The following is a 16,673-nucleotide window of genomic DNA, read 5'->3' as shown; positions in this document are numbered from 1 at the left end:
CCAAAGAAGGTTCCGCCGAGATGGATCACGCAATAACCTAAAAAAGAATAGCCAAACATTCGAGCTGGAATGATGATCCAGCGTCGCACGGGTAATGGGAAGCGAGCAATCTCGTTCATTGCATCAGGATCACTTCCCGACAAAAAATCATGGTCCAGTAAAAGTATGGGCGAGATCAGGGGGGATCACAGATAACCCGTGACATTGATCCAGACAAGTATTAAAAAAAACCACAAGACACAAATTGTGTTGATGTGACCGGGAATGACCACCCAAGGGCGCAAAGTTTTTGGAAAAATCTCTACCTCATCAATCGAGTCTGGATCCATATTGCGAAAAAATTTGAAGGTTAGTAGGGCATATATAATCTCCAGATTTCCTACTTTGAAGATGATCGCAGTATTCTTGTCTCCTCGATGAGATGCGACGAAGCGAGAGTTGGTGAAGTGGCTTTGAATCTCTTCTAGTTTGTGGGTTGCTACGTACGCCGAGAATAAGTAGTTCACAAAAAACAATACGAAAAGTGGGACTCCGGATAAGCCAATTAATTGGTCGAAGGTCATTGCTGGTTCACCTCGTACAATTTTTCGCCGATAAATTCTCCCGCTTGACCACCGCTATCTCCCATTTGTGCGGCAAGCATACCGCTCACAACTAGCATGCAAGCTAATCCTCCCGTACCAACTGTTCCCACCCCAATCGCAGCACACGTCATTTGTGCAACAACTGGTGCCAGTCGGGTAGCAATCATTCCGCCTGCGACGTTTCCAGATAGTTTCGAGCCCTCCACATATTTTGCTTGACGACATTCCTCCTCGCGTCCAGTGCGACATGCCTCGCGAATCTTCATCGCTGCTGAACCAGCACCTAGACCAATCGCCACATAGCCACCTGCCTTTATGTATTTAGAAGCTCGCGCGACGCCTTCGATATGAGTTGCATAGCCCGGAAGTTGAGTCGGTGCGCCAGCCTTGTTCCAGTTGTGCACGATTCTTCGCGTTGACAAGCCTAGCGCCCGTTTAAGTTTCGGATGATCCGGAATACCTGTTGCCTTGCGAACCAAAGGCCCTAAATCGGCATCGAGTTTAGTCATCAACCTTTTGCGTTTCGCAAAAAAATCCGGGGATTTCAGATGGCCATACTGGCGGTACTGCTCCATGTGTAACCGTTCAAGTTCTTTAAGCGTGTTCTTCAGTGTTTCCATATGCTGACCCACCATAAACGACGCTACACCCAACGCTCCGGAAGAAACTCCCAAAAACGGCTCAATCACCTCATGATGCTCAACCATGAACGAAGCCTCTTCGTCCGTCAGATCCTTCAGCGCTTCATTCACTTTTTCCGCCGCCGCCATCATCTGTGCCTCTTCGCGTCGGCACATGTAGTTGCGCGAGTCGCTGAAGATGACCATTTGCCCCGGCTTTACCTGTTCACCGAGATGAAGATTGAGCGAGCGGAACTCTCGGCGCAGCACATCGCTGGGTGTGACTTCGTACAGCGAGCGTTCCAGTGCTTTGAGGGTCATGGGAGTCTGGACGATGTGGAAGCCTGACTCTGCCGGTTTGGGCAGAGTGAAGGCGTGTTCTTCTACCAGATGGTGTGCGGGTGCTGGCTCGGGTTTGGGTTTGAAGGCGTTCCAGGAGGCACCGCCGCTATCACCAGTAACGCGCGGTTTCACCAGTGCCCAGTCACCGTTACTGATGGCATCCATGAGTTTTCGTTGGTTGATACCTTGCAGGTAGTTGGAGCGATGGAGGCCCAACGCGTTTAGCAGATTGTCGAAGCCGGGCAGATCATCGGGGCGATTCAGAGCCTGTCGGAACTCTTCCATGGCTTGGTAAGGGTCGAGTAGCTGGCTACGTTGGCCATTGAGTTCGCTTTTGGGGATGAGTCTAGTCACGTTCGTGTCCCGATTCGTAAAACGGGGACTTTGGCGAGCGGCCTCAACTTTAAATGCCGGGTGATTCCGTTTTAGGTGTAGGGAAAGTCCGATTTATCCCCAAAAGAATTAGCTTTTCCAAAGGAACCGACAATCCCGCGAGAGCTTCGGGGATTACAGTAGGAGAGGACAGGACATCCGTAACAAATCCCACAAACGCAAAAACGGCACCCGAAGGTGCCGTTTCTGTTTTCTACCGAGTGTCGCTTAAGCGATCAACCCGCCAAGCCGGCCTGCTGAACCAGAACCAGAAGCGGCTGCGGGTAAACGCCGAGGAAGAACGCTACGAGAGCGATCGCCAGCAGCATCACGCCGCCTGCACGTTGTTCCCAGTGCAGTTGCGCATCGTGGCGACGCAGGTTCGGTTCGATCAGGTACAGGGTGACCATCACACGCAGGTAGTAGAACACGCCGATGGCGCTGCCCAGTACCAGAGAGCCGACCAGCCACCATTGGTGCGACTCGACACCGGTCGCGATGATGTAGAACTTGCCGATGAAGCCCGCGGTCAGCGGGATACCGGCCAGGGACAGCATCATCACGGTCAGTACGGCGGTCAGGTACGGACGGCGCCAGAACAGGCCGCGGTATTCGTACAGGGCATCGGCGTCACGGCCGTTGTATGGCGAGGACATCAGGGTGATCACGCCGAAGGCGCCGAGGCTGGTGATCACGTAGGTGACCAGGTACACGCCGATGGCTTCCACGGCCAGACCCTTGCTCGCCACGAGGGCGATCAACAGGTAACCGAAGTGAGCGATGGACGAGTAACCCAGCAGACGCTTGAGGTTGCTCTGGGTCAGAGCCAGCAGGTTACCGAACAGGATCGACGCGATGGCGATGATGGTCAGTACGTCGCTCAGCACGCCGCTGCTCGCCGCTGGCGAGATCTGGAACAGACGCACCATCACCGCGAACACAGCCACTTTGGACGCGGTCGCCAGGAACGCGGCCACCGGTGCCGGAGCACCTTCGTACACGTCCGGGGTCCAGAGGTGGAACGGTACCAGCGACAGCTTGAACGCCAGACCGATCAGCATCATGCCCAGGCCCAGTTGCGCCAGCGAGCTTGGCAGGCCAGTGGCGGCCAGTGCCTGACCAATACCGACGAAGCTCAGGCTGCCCGAATCGGCGTACAGCAGCGCCATACCGAACAACAGGAACGCGGAACCGGCGGCCGACAGCACCATGTACTTGATACCGGCTTCCAGCGAACGCTTGTTGAAGAAGGCATACGCCACCAGACCGTAGACCGGCACCGACAACAGTTCCAGACCGATGAACAATCCGGCCAGGTGCTGCGCGCTGACCAGAACCAGGCCACCGGCGGCGGACATCAGGATCAGCAGGTACAGTTCTTCACGGTTGCCCGGATAACCCGAACCGCCATCGCCGAGGTAGGCGTGCGCGAGGGTGACACAAGCGAGGGTGGCGACCAGGATCAGCGCCATGTACAAGCAGGCAAAGCTATCGATTTGCAGCAGTGGAGTCACGGCCAATGGCGCGACTTTCAAGGCTGGCAGGATCGACAGCAACGCCAGGTTCAGGCCCGCCACGGAAATCAGGAAGGTCTGCGAGTGGTTGCGGCGCCAGGCAATCGCCAGCATCACCACGATGATCGTGGCGCTAGTGATCAACAACGGCGCTAGCGCGATAAAGTGTTGAGTCGTGAATTCCATAGCGCTCTTACCGGGCCGAAGCGAGTTGAGTGAAGGCGGAGCCGAGCCACTGCTGCACGCCATGCATCGTCGCGGCAGAGGTATCGAGGAACGGTTGCGGGTACACGCCGATGTAAATCAGCAGCGCCGCCAGACCGACCACCATGATCAGTTCGCGACCATCCATGCCATGCAACACCGCGTCCGATTTGGACGGGCCGAAGTAGGCACGGTGGATCATGATCAGCGAATAGACCGAACCGAACACCAGGCCCGACGTTGCGATCGCGGTGATCCACGGCGCAGCGGCGAAGGTGCCGATCAGGATCAGGAACTCACCGACGAAGTTACCGGTACCCGGCAAGCCCAGGGACGCCGCAGCGAAGAACAGGCTGATGGCCGGCAGGTAAGCGATCTTCGACCACAGGCCACCCATTTCACGCATGTCGCGGGTGTGAGTGCGCTCGTACAACTGACCGCTGAGGATAAAGAGTGCCGCCGCCGATATACCGTGCGCCAGCATCTGCATCACCGCGCCCTGCAGCGCCAGTTGGCTGCCGGAGTAGATGCCGATCAACACGAAGCCCATGTGGGAAACGGAGGAATAGGCGATCAGACGCTTGATGTCGGTTTGGGCGAAGGCCAGGAACGCACCGTAGAAGATCCCGATCAGACCCAGGGTCATGGCAATCGGCGCGAACTCGGCCGAGGCATTCGGGAACAGCGGCAGGGCGAAACGCAGCAGGCCGTAAGCCGCCGTCTTCAACAAGATACCGGCCAGGTCGACCGAACCCGCGGTCGGCGCCTGAGCGTGAGCGTCAGGCAACCACGAGTGGAACGGTACGACCGGCAGCTTCACCGCGAAGGCGATGAAGAAGCCGAGCATCAGGATGTACTCGGTGGTGAGCGACATCTTGGTTTTCAGCAGGTCGGCGTAGTTGAACGTGATCACGCCGGTGCTGTTGAAGTTGACCAGCACCAGACCCAGGATCGCCACCAACATGATCAGGCCGGACGCCTGAGTGAAGATGAAGAACTTGGTCGCCGCGTAGATCCGGGTTTTCTTGCCGTCCGAAGAACTGTGACCCCAGAGCGCGATGAGGAAGTACATCGGCACCAGCATCATTTCCCAGAAGAAGAAGAACATGAACAGGTCGAGGGCGAGGAACACGCCGACGACACCGCCCAGGATCCACATCAGGTTCAGGTGGAAGAAGCCAACGTGACGCTGGATCTCTTTCCACGAGCAGAGTACCGAGAGGATACCCAGCAGACCGGTCAGCAGGATCATCAGCAGCGACAGGCCGTCGAGGGCCAGGTGCACGCTGATGCCGAAGCGCTGGATCCAGACGTGCTTGAACTCAAGCGCCCAGGTCGGATCGGCGCCAGGCGCCGGAGCAAATGAATAATTACCGTGGGCCCACAGCCAGAGGCCGAGTGCGAGTTCCAGGGTCATGGTCAACAGCGCAATCCAGCGGGGGAGGGTGGCGCCGAAGCGCTCACCCATCCAGCACAGCAGGCCGCCGATGAAGGGGATCAGGATTAGCCAAGGCAGAATCATGACGGGCTCAATTCCTTTCGCAAGTTCGCAAGGTTCATATTCAGACCGCTACCAGCACGATGGCGCCGATGACCAGCACGGAGCCGGCTGCCATCGAGGCGGCGTACCAACGCAGTTGACCGGTTTCGGTACGGCTCAGGGCGGTGTGGCCGCCTTTGGCCATACGCGGGATCAGACCGATGGTCTGGTCGAGCGGGTCTTTGCGCAGTACGTGGCTGATCGCAAGATATGGCTTGACGAACAGTTTGTCGTAGATCCAGTCGAAGCCCCAGGCAGCGAACCACCAGGCCGAAAGGAAGCGGCCGATGCCGCTGTTGGCGATTGCAGTGACGAAACGACGCTTGCCGAGGAACAGCAGCGCGGCCAGCAGGATACCGGCCAGGGCGATGGCGCCCGAAGCGATTTCCAGACTGTGCTTGGCTTCGCCGCCGGCATGGCCGACGCTTTCCGGCAGCACACCGTGCAGCGGCGGAACGATCATGGCGCCGATGAAGGTCGACAGCACGATCAGCACCGACAGTGGCAGCCAGTGAGCGATGCCGTGACCGGCGTGCGCTTCGGTCTTCGCTTCACCGTGGAACGCGATGAAGATCAGGCGGAAGGTGTACAGCGACGTCATGAACGCGCCAACCAGACCTGCGTACAGCAGACCGTGGTTGCCGCTGGCGAACGCTTCCCAGAGGATTTCGTCTTTGGAGTAGAAACCGGCGGTGACCAGTGGCAGGGCAGACAGTGCCGCGCCGCCGACGATGAAGCTGGTGTAGGCCAGCGGCAGTTTCTTCCACAGACCGCCCATCTTGAAGATGTTCTGCTCGTGGTGGCAGGCAACGATCACCGCACCGGACGCAAGGAACAGCAGCGCCTTGAAGAAGGCGTGGGTCATCAGGTGGAAGATCGCGCCTTCCCAAGCACCAACGCCCAGCGCCAGGAACATGTAGCCGATCTGGCTCATGGTCGAGTAGGCGAGGATACGTTTGATGTCGGTCTGAACCAGTGCCGCGAAACCGGCAAGCACCAGGGTCACGCCGCCGACGATGCCGACGAGGTGCAGGATATCCGGCGCCAACGCAAACAGGCCGTGGGTACGGGCGATCAGGTAAACGCCTGCGGTCACCATGGTTGCGGCGTGGATCAGTGCCGAAACCGGAGTAGGACCGGCCATCGCATCCGCCAGCCAGGTTTGCAACGGCAGTTGCGCGGATTTACCGACAGCGCCGCCCAGCAGCATCAGAGTCGCCAGAACGATCCAGAAGTCGCCGACCTTGAAGTGCTCAGGTGCCTTGACCAGCAGTTCCTGGATGTTCAGCGTGCCCAACTGTTGGAACAGGATGAACAGGCCGATGGCCATGAACACGTCGCCGATACGGGTGACGATAAAGGCTTTGAGTGCGGCGTTACCGTTGTTGCGGTTGCTGTAGTAGAAACCGATCAACAGGTACGAGCACAGGCCCACGCCTTCCCAGCCGAAGTACAGGAACAACAGGTTGTCGCCCAGCACGAGGAACAGCATGCTGGCGATAAACAGGTTGGTGTAGGCGAAGAAGCGCGAGTAACCGGCTTCACCGCGCATGTACCAGGACGCGAACAGGTGGATCAGGAAGCCGACGCCGACGACCACACCGAGCATGGTCACGGACAGGCCATCCAGGTACAGCGCGAAGTTCGGCGTAAAGCCTTCAACCGCCATCCACTGCCACAACACCTGGGTGTAGTGACCGCCCTCAGGCGGGGCGACGTTGAATTGCCAGATCACGTAAGCCGTGACGATGGCCGACAAACCGATGGACCCGACGCCAATCAGCGCCGACAGGTTTTCCGAGAAGCGGCCGCGTGAGAACGCCAGCAGCAGGAAACCTATGAGAGGGAATACGAAAGTCAGATAGAGAAGATTCATCCGCGCATCTCGCTGGCAGCGTCGATATCGAGAGTGTGGAAGCGGCGATACAGCTGCAACAGAATCGCCAGGCCAATACTGGCCTCGGCGGCTGCCAGGCTGATCACCAGGATGAACATGATCTGTCCATCCGGCTGCGCCCAGCGGCTACCGGCAACGATGAACGCCAGTGCGGAGGCATTCATCATGACCTCCAGGCTCATCAGCACGAAAAGGATGTTGCGGCGGACCATCAGGCCGACCAGACCGAGGCAGAACAGGATGCCGGCGACCGCCAGACCATGCTCCATAGGGATAGCAGGCATCGTCATTGCTCCTTGGCTTCGTTGCGGCCCAAGTGGAACGCCGTGACGGCTGCGGCGAGCAGCAGCATCGAGGCGAGTTCGACCACCAGCAGGTACGGACCGAACAGGCTGATGCCCACGGCCTTGGCGTCTACGGTGGTGTGGCCGATGGCCTGGCCGCTCTGGTGAGCGAACAGTACGTACAGCAGTTCAGCCAGCAGCAGGGCGCCGAGAATCACCGGGCCGAGCCAGATGCCGGGCTTGAGCCAGACGCGCTCTTGCTGAACCGAGGCCGGGCCAAGGTTCAGCATCATCACCACGAACACGAACAGCACCATGATGGCGCCAGCGTAGGCGATCACTTCCAGGACACCGGCAAACGGTGCGCCGAGGGCGAAGAACGTCATGGCCACGGCGATCAGCGAAATGATCAGGTAGAGCAGGGCGTGCACGGGGTTGGTGTTGGTGATCACGCGAAGCGTGGACACCACAGCGATACCCGATGCGAAATAGAAAGCGAATTCCATCTTTCTTCCTTAAGGCAGCAAGCTCTTCACGTTGATCGGCTGGGCTTCGTTCTGCGCGGAGCCTTTCGGCTTCCCGGCAATCGCCATACCTGCAACACGATAGAAGTTGTAATCAGGGTTTTTGCCGGGGCCGGAGATCAGCAGATCTTCTTTCTCGTACACCAGGTCCTGACGTTTGAACTCGGCCATCTCGAAATCCGGTGTCAGCTGGATTGCGGTGGTCGGGCAGGCTTCCTCGCAGAGGCCGCAAAAGATGCAGCGCGAGAAGTTGATGCGGAAGAAGTCCGGGTACCAGCGACCGTCTTCGGTTTCAGCTTTCTGCAGCGAGATGCAGCCGACCGGGCACGCCACGGCGCACAGGTTGCAGGCTACACAACGCTCTTCGCCATCAGGGTCGCGGGTCAGGACGATACGGCCACGGTAGCGCGGCGGCAAGTACACGGCTTCTTCCGGGTACTGCAAAGTGTCGCGCTTGCGGAAGGCGTGGCCGAAGATCATCACCAGGCTGCGAAGCTGGGTGAAGAAGCCATGCACGATGTCAAATATGTACTTCATGATTCTCTATCCTCACTGAGCCGCGACGGCGGGCGTGTTGAGCAACACGATCGCAGCGGTCACCAGCATGTTGACGAGGGTCAGCGGCAGGCAGAACTTCCAGCTGAAATCCATCACTTGGTCATACCGTGGGCGCGGAATCGAAGCGCGCAGCAGGATGAAGATCATGATGAAAAACGCGGTTTTCAGTGCAAACCAGATGAACGGGATCTGCGGCAGGATATCGAACGGACCGTGCCAGCCACCGAAGAACAAGGTCACCAGCAGCGCCGAAATCAGCACGATGCCGATGTACTCACCGACGAAGAACATGCCCCATTTCATGCCGGCGTATTCAATGTGGTAACCGTCGGCCAGTTCCTGTTCCGCTTCCGGCTGGTCGAACGGGTGACGGTGAGTCACGGCGACGCCAGCGATGAAGAAGGTCAGGAAACCGAAGATCTGCGGAATGATGAACCACAGGTGCTGGGCCTGGTAATCAACGATGTCGCGCATGTTGAACGAGCCGACCTGGATCACGATGCCCATCAGCGACAGGCCCATGAACACTTCGTACGACACGGTTTGTGCCGAGGCCCGCAAGCTGCCCAACAGGGCGAACTTGTTGTTACTCGACCAACCGGCGAACAACACCGCGTAGACCGACAGACCGGCCATGGCGAAGAAGAACAGGATGCCGATGTTCAGGTCCGCCACGCCCCAGGTCGGGGTGATCGGGATGATCGCGAAGGCAATCAGCAGGGCGCTCATGGCCACGACCGGTGCCAACGTGAAGATCATCTTGTCGGCGAACGGCGGGGTCCAGTCTTCCTTGAAGAACATCTTGATCATGTCGGCCGCGATCTGGAACGCGCCGAACGGGCCGACGCGGTTCGGACCGTAACGATCCTGCCAGAGGGCGAGCAAACGACGCTCGACCCAACTGAGCAACGCGCCGCACACCACCACGGCGAGCAGAATCACGATGGCCTGGATGACCGAGATGATCACGGCGATCACTTCAGGAGTGAACCAAGTCATTGAGCTGCCTCCTGCAGGCCGTCAACGGATTTGCCAAAGATCGCTGGCGGAATGCCGGCGATGCCCGCAGGCAATGCAACCAGGCCAGCGCCCAGCTCTTCGTTGATGCGCAGCGGCAGACGCAGGGTCTGACCAGCGACGTTCAAGCTGAGCATGGCGCCGTCATTGACACCCAGACGATCGGCTTCGGACTTGGCCAAGGCGACGTAAGCGGCCGGAATGCGTTCCTGAACCGGTGCGGCTTTCGAAGAGGTCTCTTCGCTGCCGAGCAGGTGGAAGAACGGCACGACTTGCCAGGTGCCCGGAGCCGGGTTGAACGCACGCGGCACAGCGGCGAACCAGTTCAGCGAATCACCGGTGCTTTCGATCAGGCGGGTGCCCGGGTCGCCAGCGCGGATGTGACCACCGACTTCGTCCTGGAACTTGTTCCAGGCTTGCGGCGAGTTCCAGCCCGGGGACCAGGCGAATGGCACTTGCTGACGCGGTTCGACCGAGCCCGAGTAGCCTTCCATCGAGAAGTTGAACGCGGTGTCGTTGTCTTGCGGGGTACGCGGTTCGTGCACGCTGATGTCAGCACGCATGGCGGTACGACCGGAGTAACGCAACGGTTCGCGGGCCAGTTTCATGCCCTTGATGCGGAACGCGGCGGACGGTGCGGCGTCGACGATGCGGTTCAGCAGCGGTGTGCTCGAAGCGACGGCGGCGGTGACGTGGTCCAGTAGGGTCCAGTCGATCGGCTGGTTCAGCAGGGTCGAGCGCAGGGCATGCAGCCAGCGCCAGCCTTCGTGAACCAGGATGCTGGCGTCCATGTATTTCGGATCAAAGACCTGGAAGAAACGCTGGGCGCGGCCTTCCTGGCTGACCAACGTACCGTCACCTTCAGCGAAGCTGGCGGCTGGCAGAACCAGGTGCGCGCGATCGCTGGTGGCGGTTTTTTGATGGTCGGCCACGATCAGCACTTTCGCGGCGGTCAGGGCGGCATCGACCTTGGCTTTGTCGGTACGGGTGTACAGATCGTTTTCCAGCACGACGATGGCGTCGGCCTTGCCATCGATCACGGCTTGCAGCGCGGCGTCGACCGAGTCACCACCGAGCATGGCCAGGCCGAGGCTGTTGGCCTCTGGCACGATCAGGCTGATGGAACCGTTCTTCTCGCGCAGCTTCAAGGCTTTGGCGATGTTCGCAGCCGCTTCGATCAGCGCCTTGGAACCCAACGAGGTTCCGGCAATGATCAATGGACGCTTTGCCGCGAGCAGGGCGTCGGCAATGCGCTTGGCCAGTTCGAGGGCTTCAGCATCCAGGCCTTCAACCGCTGGAGCGCTGGCGTCGAGGGCGTGAGCCACGGCGAAACCGATGCGGGCCAGGTCGTCTGGCGCGGCGTGAACGCATTCTTCAGCGATGTCGTCGAGCTTGGTTTCAGCCAGGCTGGCGATGAACAGCGGGTTCAGCGCGTGCTGACCGATGTTCTTCACCGCAGCGTCGAGCCAAGGCTGAACGCGCATGGCGTCGGCCATGTCTTCAGCTTTGCCCTTGACCGACTGACGCAGGGACAGGGCCATACGCGCTGCAGTCTGGGTCAGGTCTTCACCGAGGACGAAAATCGCGTCATGGTCTTCGATGTCGCGCATGTTCGGGATCGGCAGCGGGCTGTCTTTCAGCACCTGCAGGACCAGACGAATGCGCTCCAGCTCAGCGGCTTCGATACCGGAGTAGAAGTGCTCGGCGCCCACCAGTTCGCGCAACGCGTAGTTGCTTTCAAGGCTGGCACGCGGCGAACCGATACCGACGATGTTGCGACCGCGCAGCAAGTCAGCGGCTTTATCCAGCGCTTCGTCGAGGCTCAGCTTGGCGCCGTTGGCCAGCAAAGGCTGACGTGGGCGATCTTCGCGGTTGACGTAGCCATAGCCGAAACGGCCACGGTCGCACAGGAAGTACTGGTTGACCGAACCGTTGAAACGGTTTTCGATACGACGCAGTTCACCGTAGCGCTCGCCCGGGGAGATGTTGCAACCGCTGGAGCAGCCATGGCAGATGCTCGGCGAGAACTGCATGTCCCACTTGCGGTTGTAGCGCTCGGAGTGAGTCTTGTCGGTGAACACACCGGTCGGGCAGACCTCGGTGAGGTTGCCGGAGAACTCGCTTTCGAGGGTGCCGTCTTCAACGCGACCGAAGTACACGTTGTCGTGGGCGCCGAACACACCGAGGTCGGTGCCGCCAGCGTAATCCTTATAGAAGCGTACGCAGCGGTAGCAAGCGATGCAGCGGTTCATTTCGTGGGAAATGAACGGGCCCAGTTGCTGGTTCTGGTGGGTACGCTTGGTGAAGCGGTAACGGCGCTCGTTGTGGCCGGTCATTACCGTCATGTCTTGCAGGTGGCAGTGACCGCCTTCTTCACAGACCGGGCAGTCGTGAGGGTGGTTGGTCATCAGCCATTCAACGACGCTGGCGCGAAACACTTTCGCTTCTTCGTCGTCGATGGAGATCCAGCTGCCGTCGGTGGCGGGGGTCATGCAGGACATGACGATCCGACCACGGGTGTCGTTGGCGTCGGTGTACTGCTTGACCGCGCACTGGCGGCAAGCGCCAACGCTGCCAAGGGCTGGGTGCCAGCAGAAATAAGGGATATCGAGGCCTAGCGACAGACATGCCTGTAACAGGTTGTCTGCCCCATCGACTTCGAGCTCTTTGCCGTCTACGTGGATAGTGGCCATGGTTCAAAGTTCTTCGTTGGCCCGGTGTCAGCGGGCGTGGCTAATGGAATCTTGTTATTCGCGTGAATCAATACAGCCGTTCAAAGGCGTCATCACACGAGAAGGCGAAGGGCACGGACCCTTCGCCTTCTTTAAGCGTTTACGCGCCGACTACGATCGGCCTTGCCAGAGGCGGGACGACGGCGCTGGTAGGCGCGATGCCGGCTTCGAACTCATGGCGGAAGTATTTGATTGCGCTGCCCAACGGCTCCACGGCGCCCGGTGCGTGAGCACAGAAGGTCTTGCCAGGGCCGAGGAAGCCGACCAGACCCAGCAGGGTCTCGATATCGCCGGCTTGCCCTTCACCGTTTTCGATCGCACTCAGCAGCTTGACGCTCCACGGCAAACCGTCACGGCACGGGGTGCAGAAACCGCACGACTCACGGGAGAAGAACTCTTCCATGTTGCGCAACAGGGACACCATGTTGACGCTATCGTCGACCGCCATGGCCAGGCCAGTACCCATACGGGTGCCCACCTTGGCGATGCCGCCGGCGTACATTTGTGCGTCCAGGTGTTCCGGCAACAGGAAACCGGTACCGGCGCCGCCTGGCTGCCAGCACTTGAGCTTGAAGCCGTCGCGCATGCCGCCGGCGTAGTCTTCGAACAACTCACGAGCCGGGACGCCGAATGGCAGCTCCCACAAGCCAGGGTTCTTGACCTTGCCGGAGAAGCCCATGAGCTTGGTGCCCATGTCTTCACTGCCTTCACGGGACAACGATTTGTACCAGTCCACGCCGTCGGCAATGATCGCCGGCACGTTGCACAGGGTTTCAACGTTGTTCACGCACGTCGGCTTGCCCCACACGCCCACGGCGGCAGGAAAGGGCGGCTTGGAACGCGGGTTGGCGCGGCGGCCTTCGAGGGAGTTGATCAGCGCGGTTTCTTCACCGCAGATGTAACGCCCGGCGCCGGTGTGGACGAACAGCTCGAAATCGAAGCCGCTGCCCAGGATGTTCTTGCCCAAAAGGCCAGCTGCCTTGGCTTCTTCCACGGCACGGTTGAGGTGCTTGGCGGCGGTGGTGTACTCGCCACGCAGGAAGATGTAGCCACGGTAGGTTTTCAGCGCGCGAGCACTGATCAGCATGCCTTCGATCAGCAGATGGGGCAGTTGCTCCATCAGCATGCGGTCTTTCCAGGTGTTCGGTTCCATCTCGTCCGCGTTGCACAGCAGGTAGCGGATGTTGATGGATTCGTCTTTGGGCATCAGGCCCCACTTAACGCCAGTGGGGAAGCCTGCACCGCCGCGACCTTTCAAGCCGGAATCTTTCACGGTCTGGACGATGTCGTCCTGAGCCATGTCGGCGAAGGCCTTGCGCGCAGCGGCGTAACCGTTCTTGGCCTGGTACTCGTCGAGCCACACGGCTTCGCCGTCGTCACGCAGACGCCAGGTCAGCGGGTGAGTCTCGGCCGAACGCTTCATGCGGTTGGCAGGACCGAAGGAAGTCAGGGTCATACGTAGCCCTCGAGCAATTTGGCAACGCCGGCAGGCTGCACATCGCCGAAAGTGTCGTCGTCGATCATCAACGCCGGCGCCTTGTCACAGTTGCCGAGGCAGCAGACCGGCAGCAGGGTGAAACGACCGTCGGCGGTGGTTTGACCCAGGCCGATGCCCAGCTTGCTCTGGATTTCGCTGACCACGGATTCGTGACCACCGATGTAGCAGACCATGCTGTCGCAAACGCGAATGATGTGACGGCCCACGGGCTGACGGAAGATCTGGCTGTAGAACGTCGCCACACCTTCAACGTCGCTCGCCGGGATGCCGAGGATCTCGCCGATGGCGTACAGAGCGCCGTCCGGCACCCAGCCACGTTCCTTCTGGACGATCTTCAAGGCTTCGATCGACGCCGCGCGCGGGTCTTCGTAGTGATGCAACTCGTGCTCGATGGCCGAGCGCTCGGTTTCACTCAAGGTGAAACGGTCTGTCTGGATAAGCGTGCTATTCATGCTTAGCGGTCCACGTCGGCCATAACGAAATCGATACTACCCAGGTACGCAATCAAGTCCGCGACCATGCTGCCTTTGATCACCGAAGGGATCTGCTGCAGGTGCGGGAAGCTTGGGGTGCGAATCCGGGTGCGGTAGCTCATGGTGCCGCCATCGCTCGTCAGGTAATAACTGTTGATGCCCTTGGTCGCTTCGATCATCTGGAAGGATTCGTTGGCCGGCATGACCGGGCCCCACGAAACTTGCAGGAAGTGCGTGATCAGGGTCTCGATGTGCTGCAGGGTGCGCTCTTTCGGTGGCGGCGTGGTCAGCGGGTGATCCGCCTTGTACGGGCCTTCCGGCATGTTGCGCATGCACTGCTCGATGATCTTGATGCTCTGGCGCATTTCTTCGACGCGCACGATGCAACGATCGTAGGCATCGCCATTGGCGGCCAGCGGCACTTCGAATTCGAAGTTTTCGTAACCGGAGTATGGACGTGCTTTACGCAGGTCGAAGTCGCAACCGGTCGAACGCAGGCCGGCACCGGTGACGCCCCATTCCAGGGCCTCTTTGGTGTTGTAGGCGGCGACGCCGATGGTCCGGCCTTTGAGGATGCTGTTGTCCAGGGCGGCTTTCTGGTATTCGTCCAGACGCTTTGGCATCCACTCGACGAAGTCTTTCACCAGTTTTTCCCAGCCGCGCGGCAGGTCGTGGGCGACGCCACCGATGCGGTACCAGGCCGGGTGCAGACGGAAACCGGTAATCGCTTCGATCACCGTGTACGCCTTCTGACGGTCGGTGAACGTGAAGAACACCGGGGTCATGGCGCCGACGTCCTGGATGTAAGTCCCCAGGAACAGCAGGTGGCTGGTGATCCGGAAGAACTCGGCCATCATGATGCGGATGACGTCGACCTTCTCGGGCACCTTGATGCCGGCCAGCTTCTCGACCGAGAGCACGTACGGCAGGTTGTTCATCACGCCGCCGAGGTAGTCGATACGGTCGGTGTACGGAATGAAACTGTGCCAGGACTGACGCTCGGCCATCTTCTCGGCACCACGGTGGTGGTAGCCAACGTCCGGCACGCAATCGACGATCTCTTCACCGTCCAGCTGCAGGATGATGCGGAACGCACCGTGCGCGGAAGGGTGGTTAGGGCCGAGGTTGAGGAACATGTAGTCCTCGTTCGCACCGGAACGCTTCATGCCCCAGTCTTCAGGCTTGAAGCGCGCGGCTTCTTCCTCAAGCTGTTGCTTGGCCAGGTTCAGGGTGAACGGGTCGAACTCGGTGGCACGGGCCGGGAAGTCCTTGCGCAGCGGGTGACCTTCCCAGGTCGGCGGCATCATGATGCGGGTCAGGTGCGGGTGACCGGCAAAGTTGATGCCGTACATGTCCCACACTTCACGCTCGTACCAGTTGGCGTTCGGCCACAGACCGGTCACGGTCGGCACGTTGAGGTCGCTCTCGGACAAGGCGACCTTGATCATCACGTCACTATTACGTTCGATCGACATCAAGTGATAGAACACAGTGAAGTCGGCGCCGCTTGGCAGCCCTTGGCGCTTGGTGCGCAGACGCTCGTCCACGCCGTGCAGGTCATAGAGCATGACGTACGGCTTGGGCAGGTTGCGCAGGAAGGTCAGGACTTCGACGAGTTTGGCGCGCGCAACCCAAAGCACCGGCATGCCGGTGCGGGTAGGCTGAGCGGTGAAGGCGTCCGCGCCAAAACGGTTGTTCAGTTCGACGACCACATCCTGGTCGTCTGCCTTATAAGGCGGGATGTACAGAGCACTGCCTGTAGTCATGGTTATTTATCGCTTTCGGTCAACGTAAAGAATGAAGCCAGTGTCTCGTTCTATTAAAGAAGCAGATCTGGATCAGACTTCGTCGGGGCTGCGCAGGTTGGTGACTGCGATTCGCTGTTCGCGGCGCTTTTCCTTCTCGGAAGGCATCTCGGCGCGGTATACGCCTTGATCACCAACGACCCAGGAAAGCGGACGACGCTCCTGTCCAATCGACTCTTGCAAGAGCATCAAGCCTTGCAGGAAAGCTTCAGGACGGGGCGGGCAGCCAGGCACGTAGACGTCCACGGGCAGGAACTTGTCCACCCCTTGAACGACAGAGTAGATGTCGTACATGCCACCGGAGTTGGCGCACGAACCCATGGAGATCACCCATTTAGGTTCGAGCATTTGCTCGTAGAGACGCTGAATGATCGGCGCCATCTTGATGAAGCAGGTACCGGCGATAACCATGAAATCCGCCTGACGCGGCGATGCCCGGATAACCTCGGCGCCAAAGCGCGCGATGTCGTGGGGCGCCGTGAAGGCGGTGGTCATTTCCACGTAGCAGCACGAAAGACCGAAGTTATACGGCCACAGGGAGTTCTTGCGCCCCCAGTTGATCGTGCCGTTAAGCACGTCTTCGAGCTTGCCCATGAAGATGTTTTTGTGGACTTGATCTTCTAACGGATCGGAAACGGTTTCCCGTTCGCCAATCGGATACTGCTCGTTAGGAGCATCGGGGTCGATCCTGGTGAGATTGTATTGCATT

Annotated in this window: 14 protein-coding genes; all 14 read right to left on the bottom strand. The window is 59.5% G+C overall.

Annotated features, from left to right (window positions below; all coding sequences use genetic code 11):
- Positions 1 to 185 precede the first annotated feature (185 nt).
- The 14 genes from EAH78_RS12365 to EAH78_RS12300 all read right to left on the bottom strand — a co-directional run bounded on the left by EAH78_RS12365 (position 186) and on the right by EAH78_RS12300 (position 16,672).
- Entirely contained in the window at positions 186 to 563 is a 378-nt protein-coding gene (locus EAH78_RS12365) for a hypothetical protein (RefSeq protein ID WP_140667778.1), read from the bottom strand.
- A complete protein-coding gene (locus EAH78_RS12360; protein WP_140667777.1) occupies positions 560 to 1,900 on the bottom strand; it encodes a hypothetical protein in 1,341 nt (446 codons plus the stop codon). The genes EAH78_RS12365 and EAH78_RS12360 overlap by 4 nt, the downstream gene beginning before the upstream one ends.
- Positions 1,901 to 2,154: 254 nt before the next feature.
- Complete coding sequence (nuoN, locus tag EAH78_RS12355; protein ID WP_027925104.1) at positions 2,155 to 3,618, bottom strand: NADH-quinone oxidoreductase subunit NuoN; 1,464 nt, start codon at positions 3,616 to 3,618, stop codon at positions 2,155 to 2,157.
- A 7-nt stretch (positions 3,619 to 3,625) separates the two neighbouring features.
- Positions 3,626 to 5,158, bottom strand: coding sequence for an NADH-quinone oxidoreductase subunit M (gene nuoM, locus EAH78_RS12350; protein ID WP_140667776.1), 1,533 nt, complete (start codon positions 5,156 to 5,158; stop codon positions 3,626 to 3,628).
- Between the two features lie 40 nt (positions 5,159 to 5,198).
- Positions 5,199 to 7,052 (bottom strand): NADH-quinone oxidoreductase subunit L, encoded by a 1,854-nt coding sequence (nuoL, locus tag EAH78_RS12345; protein WP_140667775.1) that lies wholly within the window; start codon positions 7,050 to 7,052, stop codon positions 5,199 to 5,201.
- Positions 7,049 to 7,357, bottom strand: a complete 309-nt coding sequence (gene nuoK / locus EAH78_RS12340; RefSeq protein WP_007946416.1) for an NADH-quinone oxidoreductase subunit NuoK — start codon at positions 7,355 to 7,357, stop codon at positions 7,049 to 7,051. Before nuoK ends, nuoL begins: the two co-directional genes overlap by 4 nt.
- Positions 7,358 to 7,359: 2 nt before the next feature.
- Complete coding sequence (gene nuoJ / locus EAH78_RS12335) at positions 7,360 to 7,863, bottom strand: NADH-quinone oxidoreductase subunit J (RefSeq protein ID WP_034146904.1); 504 nt, start codon at positions 7,861 to 7,863, stop codon at positions 7,360 to 7,362.
- A gap of 9 nt (positions 7,864 to 7,872) precedes the next feature.
- Positions 7,873 to 8,418 carry an NADH-quinone oxidoreductase subunit NuoI gene (gene nuoI / locus EAH78_RS12330; RefSeq protein ID WP_007946418.1) on the bottom strand — a complete coding sequence of 182 codons (546 nt, stop codon included), beginning with the start codon at positions 8,416 to 8,418 and terminating at the stop codon, positions 7,873 to 7,875.
- Between the two features lie 12 nt (positions 8,419 to 8,430).
- A complete protein-coding gene (gene nuoH / locus EAH78_RS12325; RefSeq protein ID WP_046032492.1) occupies positions 8,431 to 9,438 on the bottom strand; it encodes an NADH-quinone oxidoreductase subunit NuoH in 1,008 nt (335 codons plus the stop codon).
- The gene (nuoG, locus tag EAH78_RS12320; protein WP_140667774.1) at positions 9,435 to 12,149 is read right to left on the bottom strand and encodes an NADH-quinone oxidoreductase subunit NuoG; all 2,715 of its coding nucleotides are present in this window, start codon (positions 12,147 to 12,149) and stop codon (positions 9,435 to 9,437) included. Before nuoG ends, nuoH begins: the two co-directional genes overlap by 4 nt.
- Before the next feature lie 139 nt (positions 12,150 to 12,288).
- The gene (gene nuoF / locus EAH78_RS12315; protein ID WP_140667773.1) at positions 12,289 to 13,644 is read right to left on the bottom strand and encodes an NADH-quinone oxidoreductase subunit NuoF; all 1,356 of its coding nucleotides are present in this window, start codon (positions 13,642 to 13,644) and stop codon (positions 12,289 to 12,291) included.
- Entirely contained in the window at positions 13,641 to 14,138 is a 498-nt protein-coding gene (gene nuoE, locus EAH78_RS12310) for an NADH-quinone oxidoreductase subunit NuoE (RefSeq protein ID WP_008020715.1), read from the bottom strand. The genes nuoF and nuoE overlap by 4 nt, the downstream gene beginning before the upstream one ends.
- A gap of 2 nt (positions 14,139 to 14,140) precedes the next feature.
- Positions 14,141 to 15,925 carry an NADH-quinone oxidoreductase subunit C/D gene (nuoC, locus tag EAH78_RS12305; RefSeq protein ID WP_140667772.1) on the bottom strand — a complete coding sequence of 595 codons (1,785 nt, stop codon included), beginning with the start codon at positions 15,923 to 15,925 and terminating at the stop codon, positions 14,141 to 14,143.
- A gap of 72 nt (positions 15,926 to 15,997) precedes the next feature.
- A complete protein-coding gene (locus EAH78_RS12300; protein ID WP_007946424.1) occupies positions 15,998 to 16,672 on the bottom strand; it encodes a NuoB/complex I 20 kDa subunit family protein in 675 nt (224 codons plus the stop codon).
- Between the last annotated feature and the right edge of the window lies 1 nt (position 16,673).

Origin of the sequence: Pseudomonas arsenicoxydans, from assembly GCF_006438915.1 — a bacterium.
Lineage (GTDB): Bacteria > Pseudomonadota > Gammaproteobacteria > Pseudomonadales > Pseudomonadaceae > Aquipseudomonas > Aquipseudomonas arsenicoxydans_A.
Note: the sequence above shows the minus strand (reverse complement) of the source record. Positions and strands in the feature narration are given on the sequence as shown.

Excerpts from the sequence above, each read along its gene's own strand:
- nuoJ (WP_034146904.1), bottom strand. The coding sequence starts at position 7,863 with ATGGAATTCGCTTTCTATTTCGCATCGGGTATCGCTGTGGTGTCCACG.
- nuoH (WP_046032492.1), bottom strand. The coding sequence starts at position 9,438 with ATGACTTGGTTCACTCCTGAAGTGATCGCCGTGATCATCTCGGTCATC.
- nuoF (WP_140667773.1), bottom strand. The coding sequence starts at position 13,644 with ATGACCCTGACTTCCTTCGGTCCTGCCAACCGCATGAAGCGTTCGGCC.
- nuoI (WP_007946418.1), bottom strand. The coding sequence starts at position 8,418 with ATGAAGTACATATTTGACATCGTGCATGGCTTCTTCACCCAGCTTCGC.
- nuoE (WP_008020715.1), bottom strand. The coding sequence starts at position 14,138 with ATGAATAGCACGCTTATCCAGACAGACCGTTTCACCTTGAGTGAAACC.
- nuoC (WP_140667772.1), bottom strand. The coding sequence starts at position 15,925 with ATGACTACAGGCAGTGCTCTGTACATCCCGCCTTATAAGGCAGACGAC.
- nuoL (WP_140667775.1), bottom strand. The coding sequence starts at position 7,052 with ATGAATCTTCTCTATCTGACTTTCGTATTCCCTCTCATAGGTTTCCTG.
- EAH78_RS12300 (WP_007946424.1), bottom strand. The coding sequence starts at position 16,672 with ATGCAATACAATCTCACCAGGATCGACCCCGATGCTCCTAACGAGCAG.
- nuoG (WP_140667774.1), bottom strand. The coding sequence starts at position 12,149 with ATGGCCACTATCCACGTAGACGGCAAAGAGCTCGAAGTCGATGGGGCA.
- nuoK (WP_007946416.1), bottom strand. The coding sequence starts at position 7,357 with ATGCCTGCTATCCCTATGGAGCATGGTCTGGCGGTCGCCGGCATCCTG.
- EAH78_RS12365 (WP_140667778.1), bottom strand. The coding sequence starts at position 563 with ATGACCTTCGACCAATTAATTGGCTTATCCGGAGTCCCACTTTTCGTA.
- nuoN (WP_027925104.1), bottom strand. The coding sequence starts at position 3,618 with ATGGAATTCACGACTCAACACTTTATCGCGCTAGCGCCGTTGTTGATC.
- nuoM (WP_140667776.1), bottom strand. The coding sequence starts at position 5,158 with ATGATTCTGCCTTGGCTAATCCTGATCCCCTTCATCGGCGGCCTGCTG.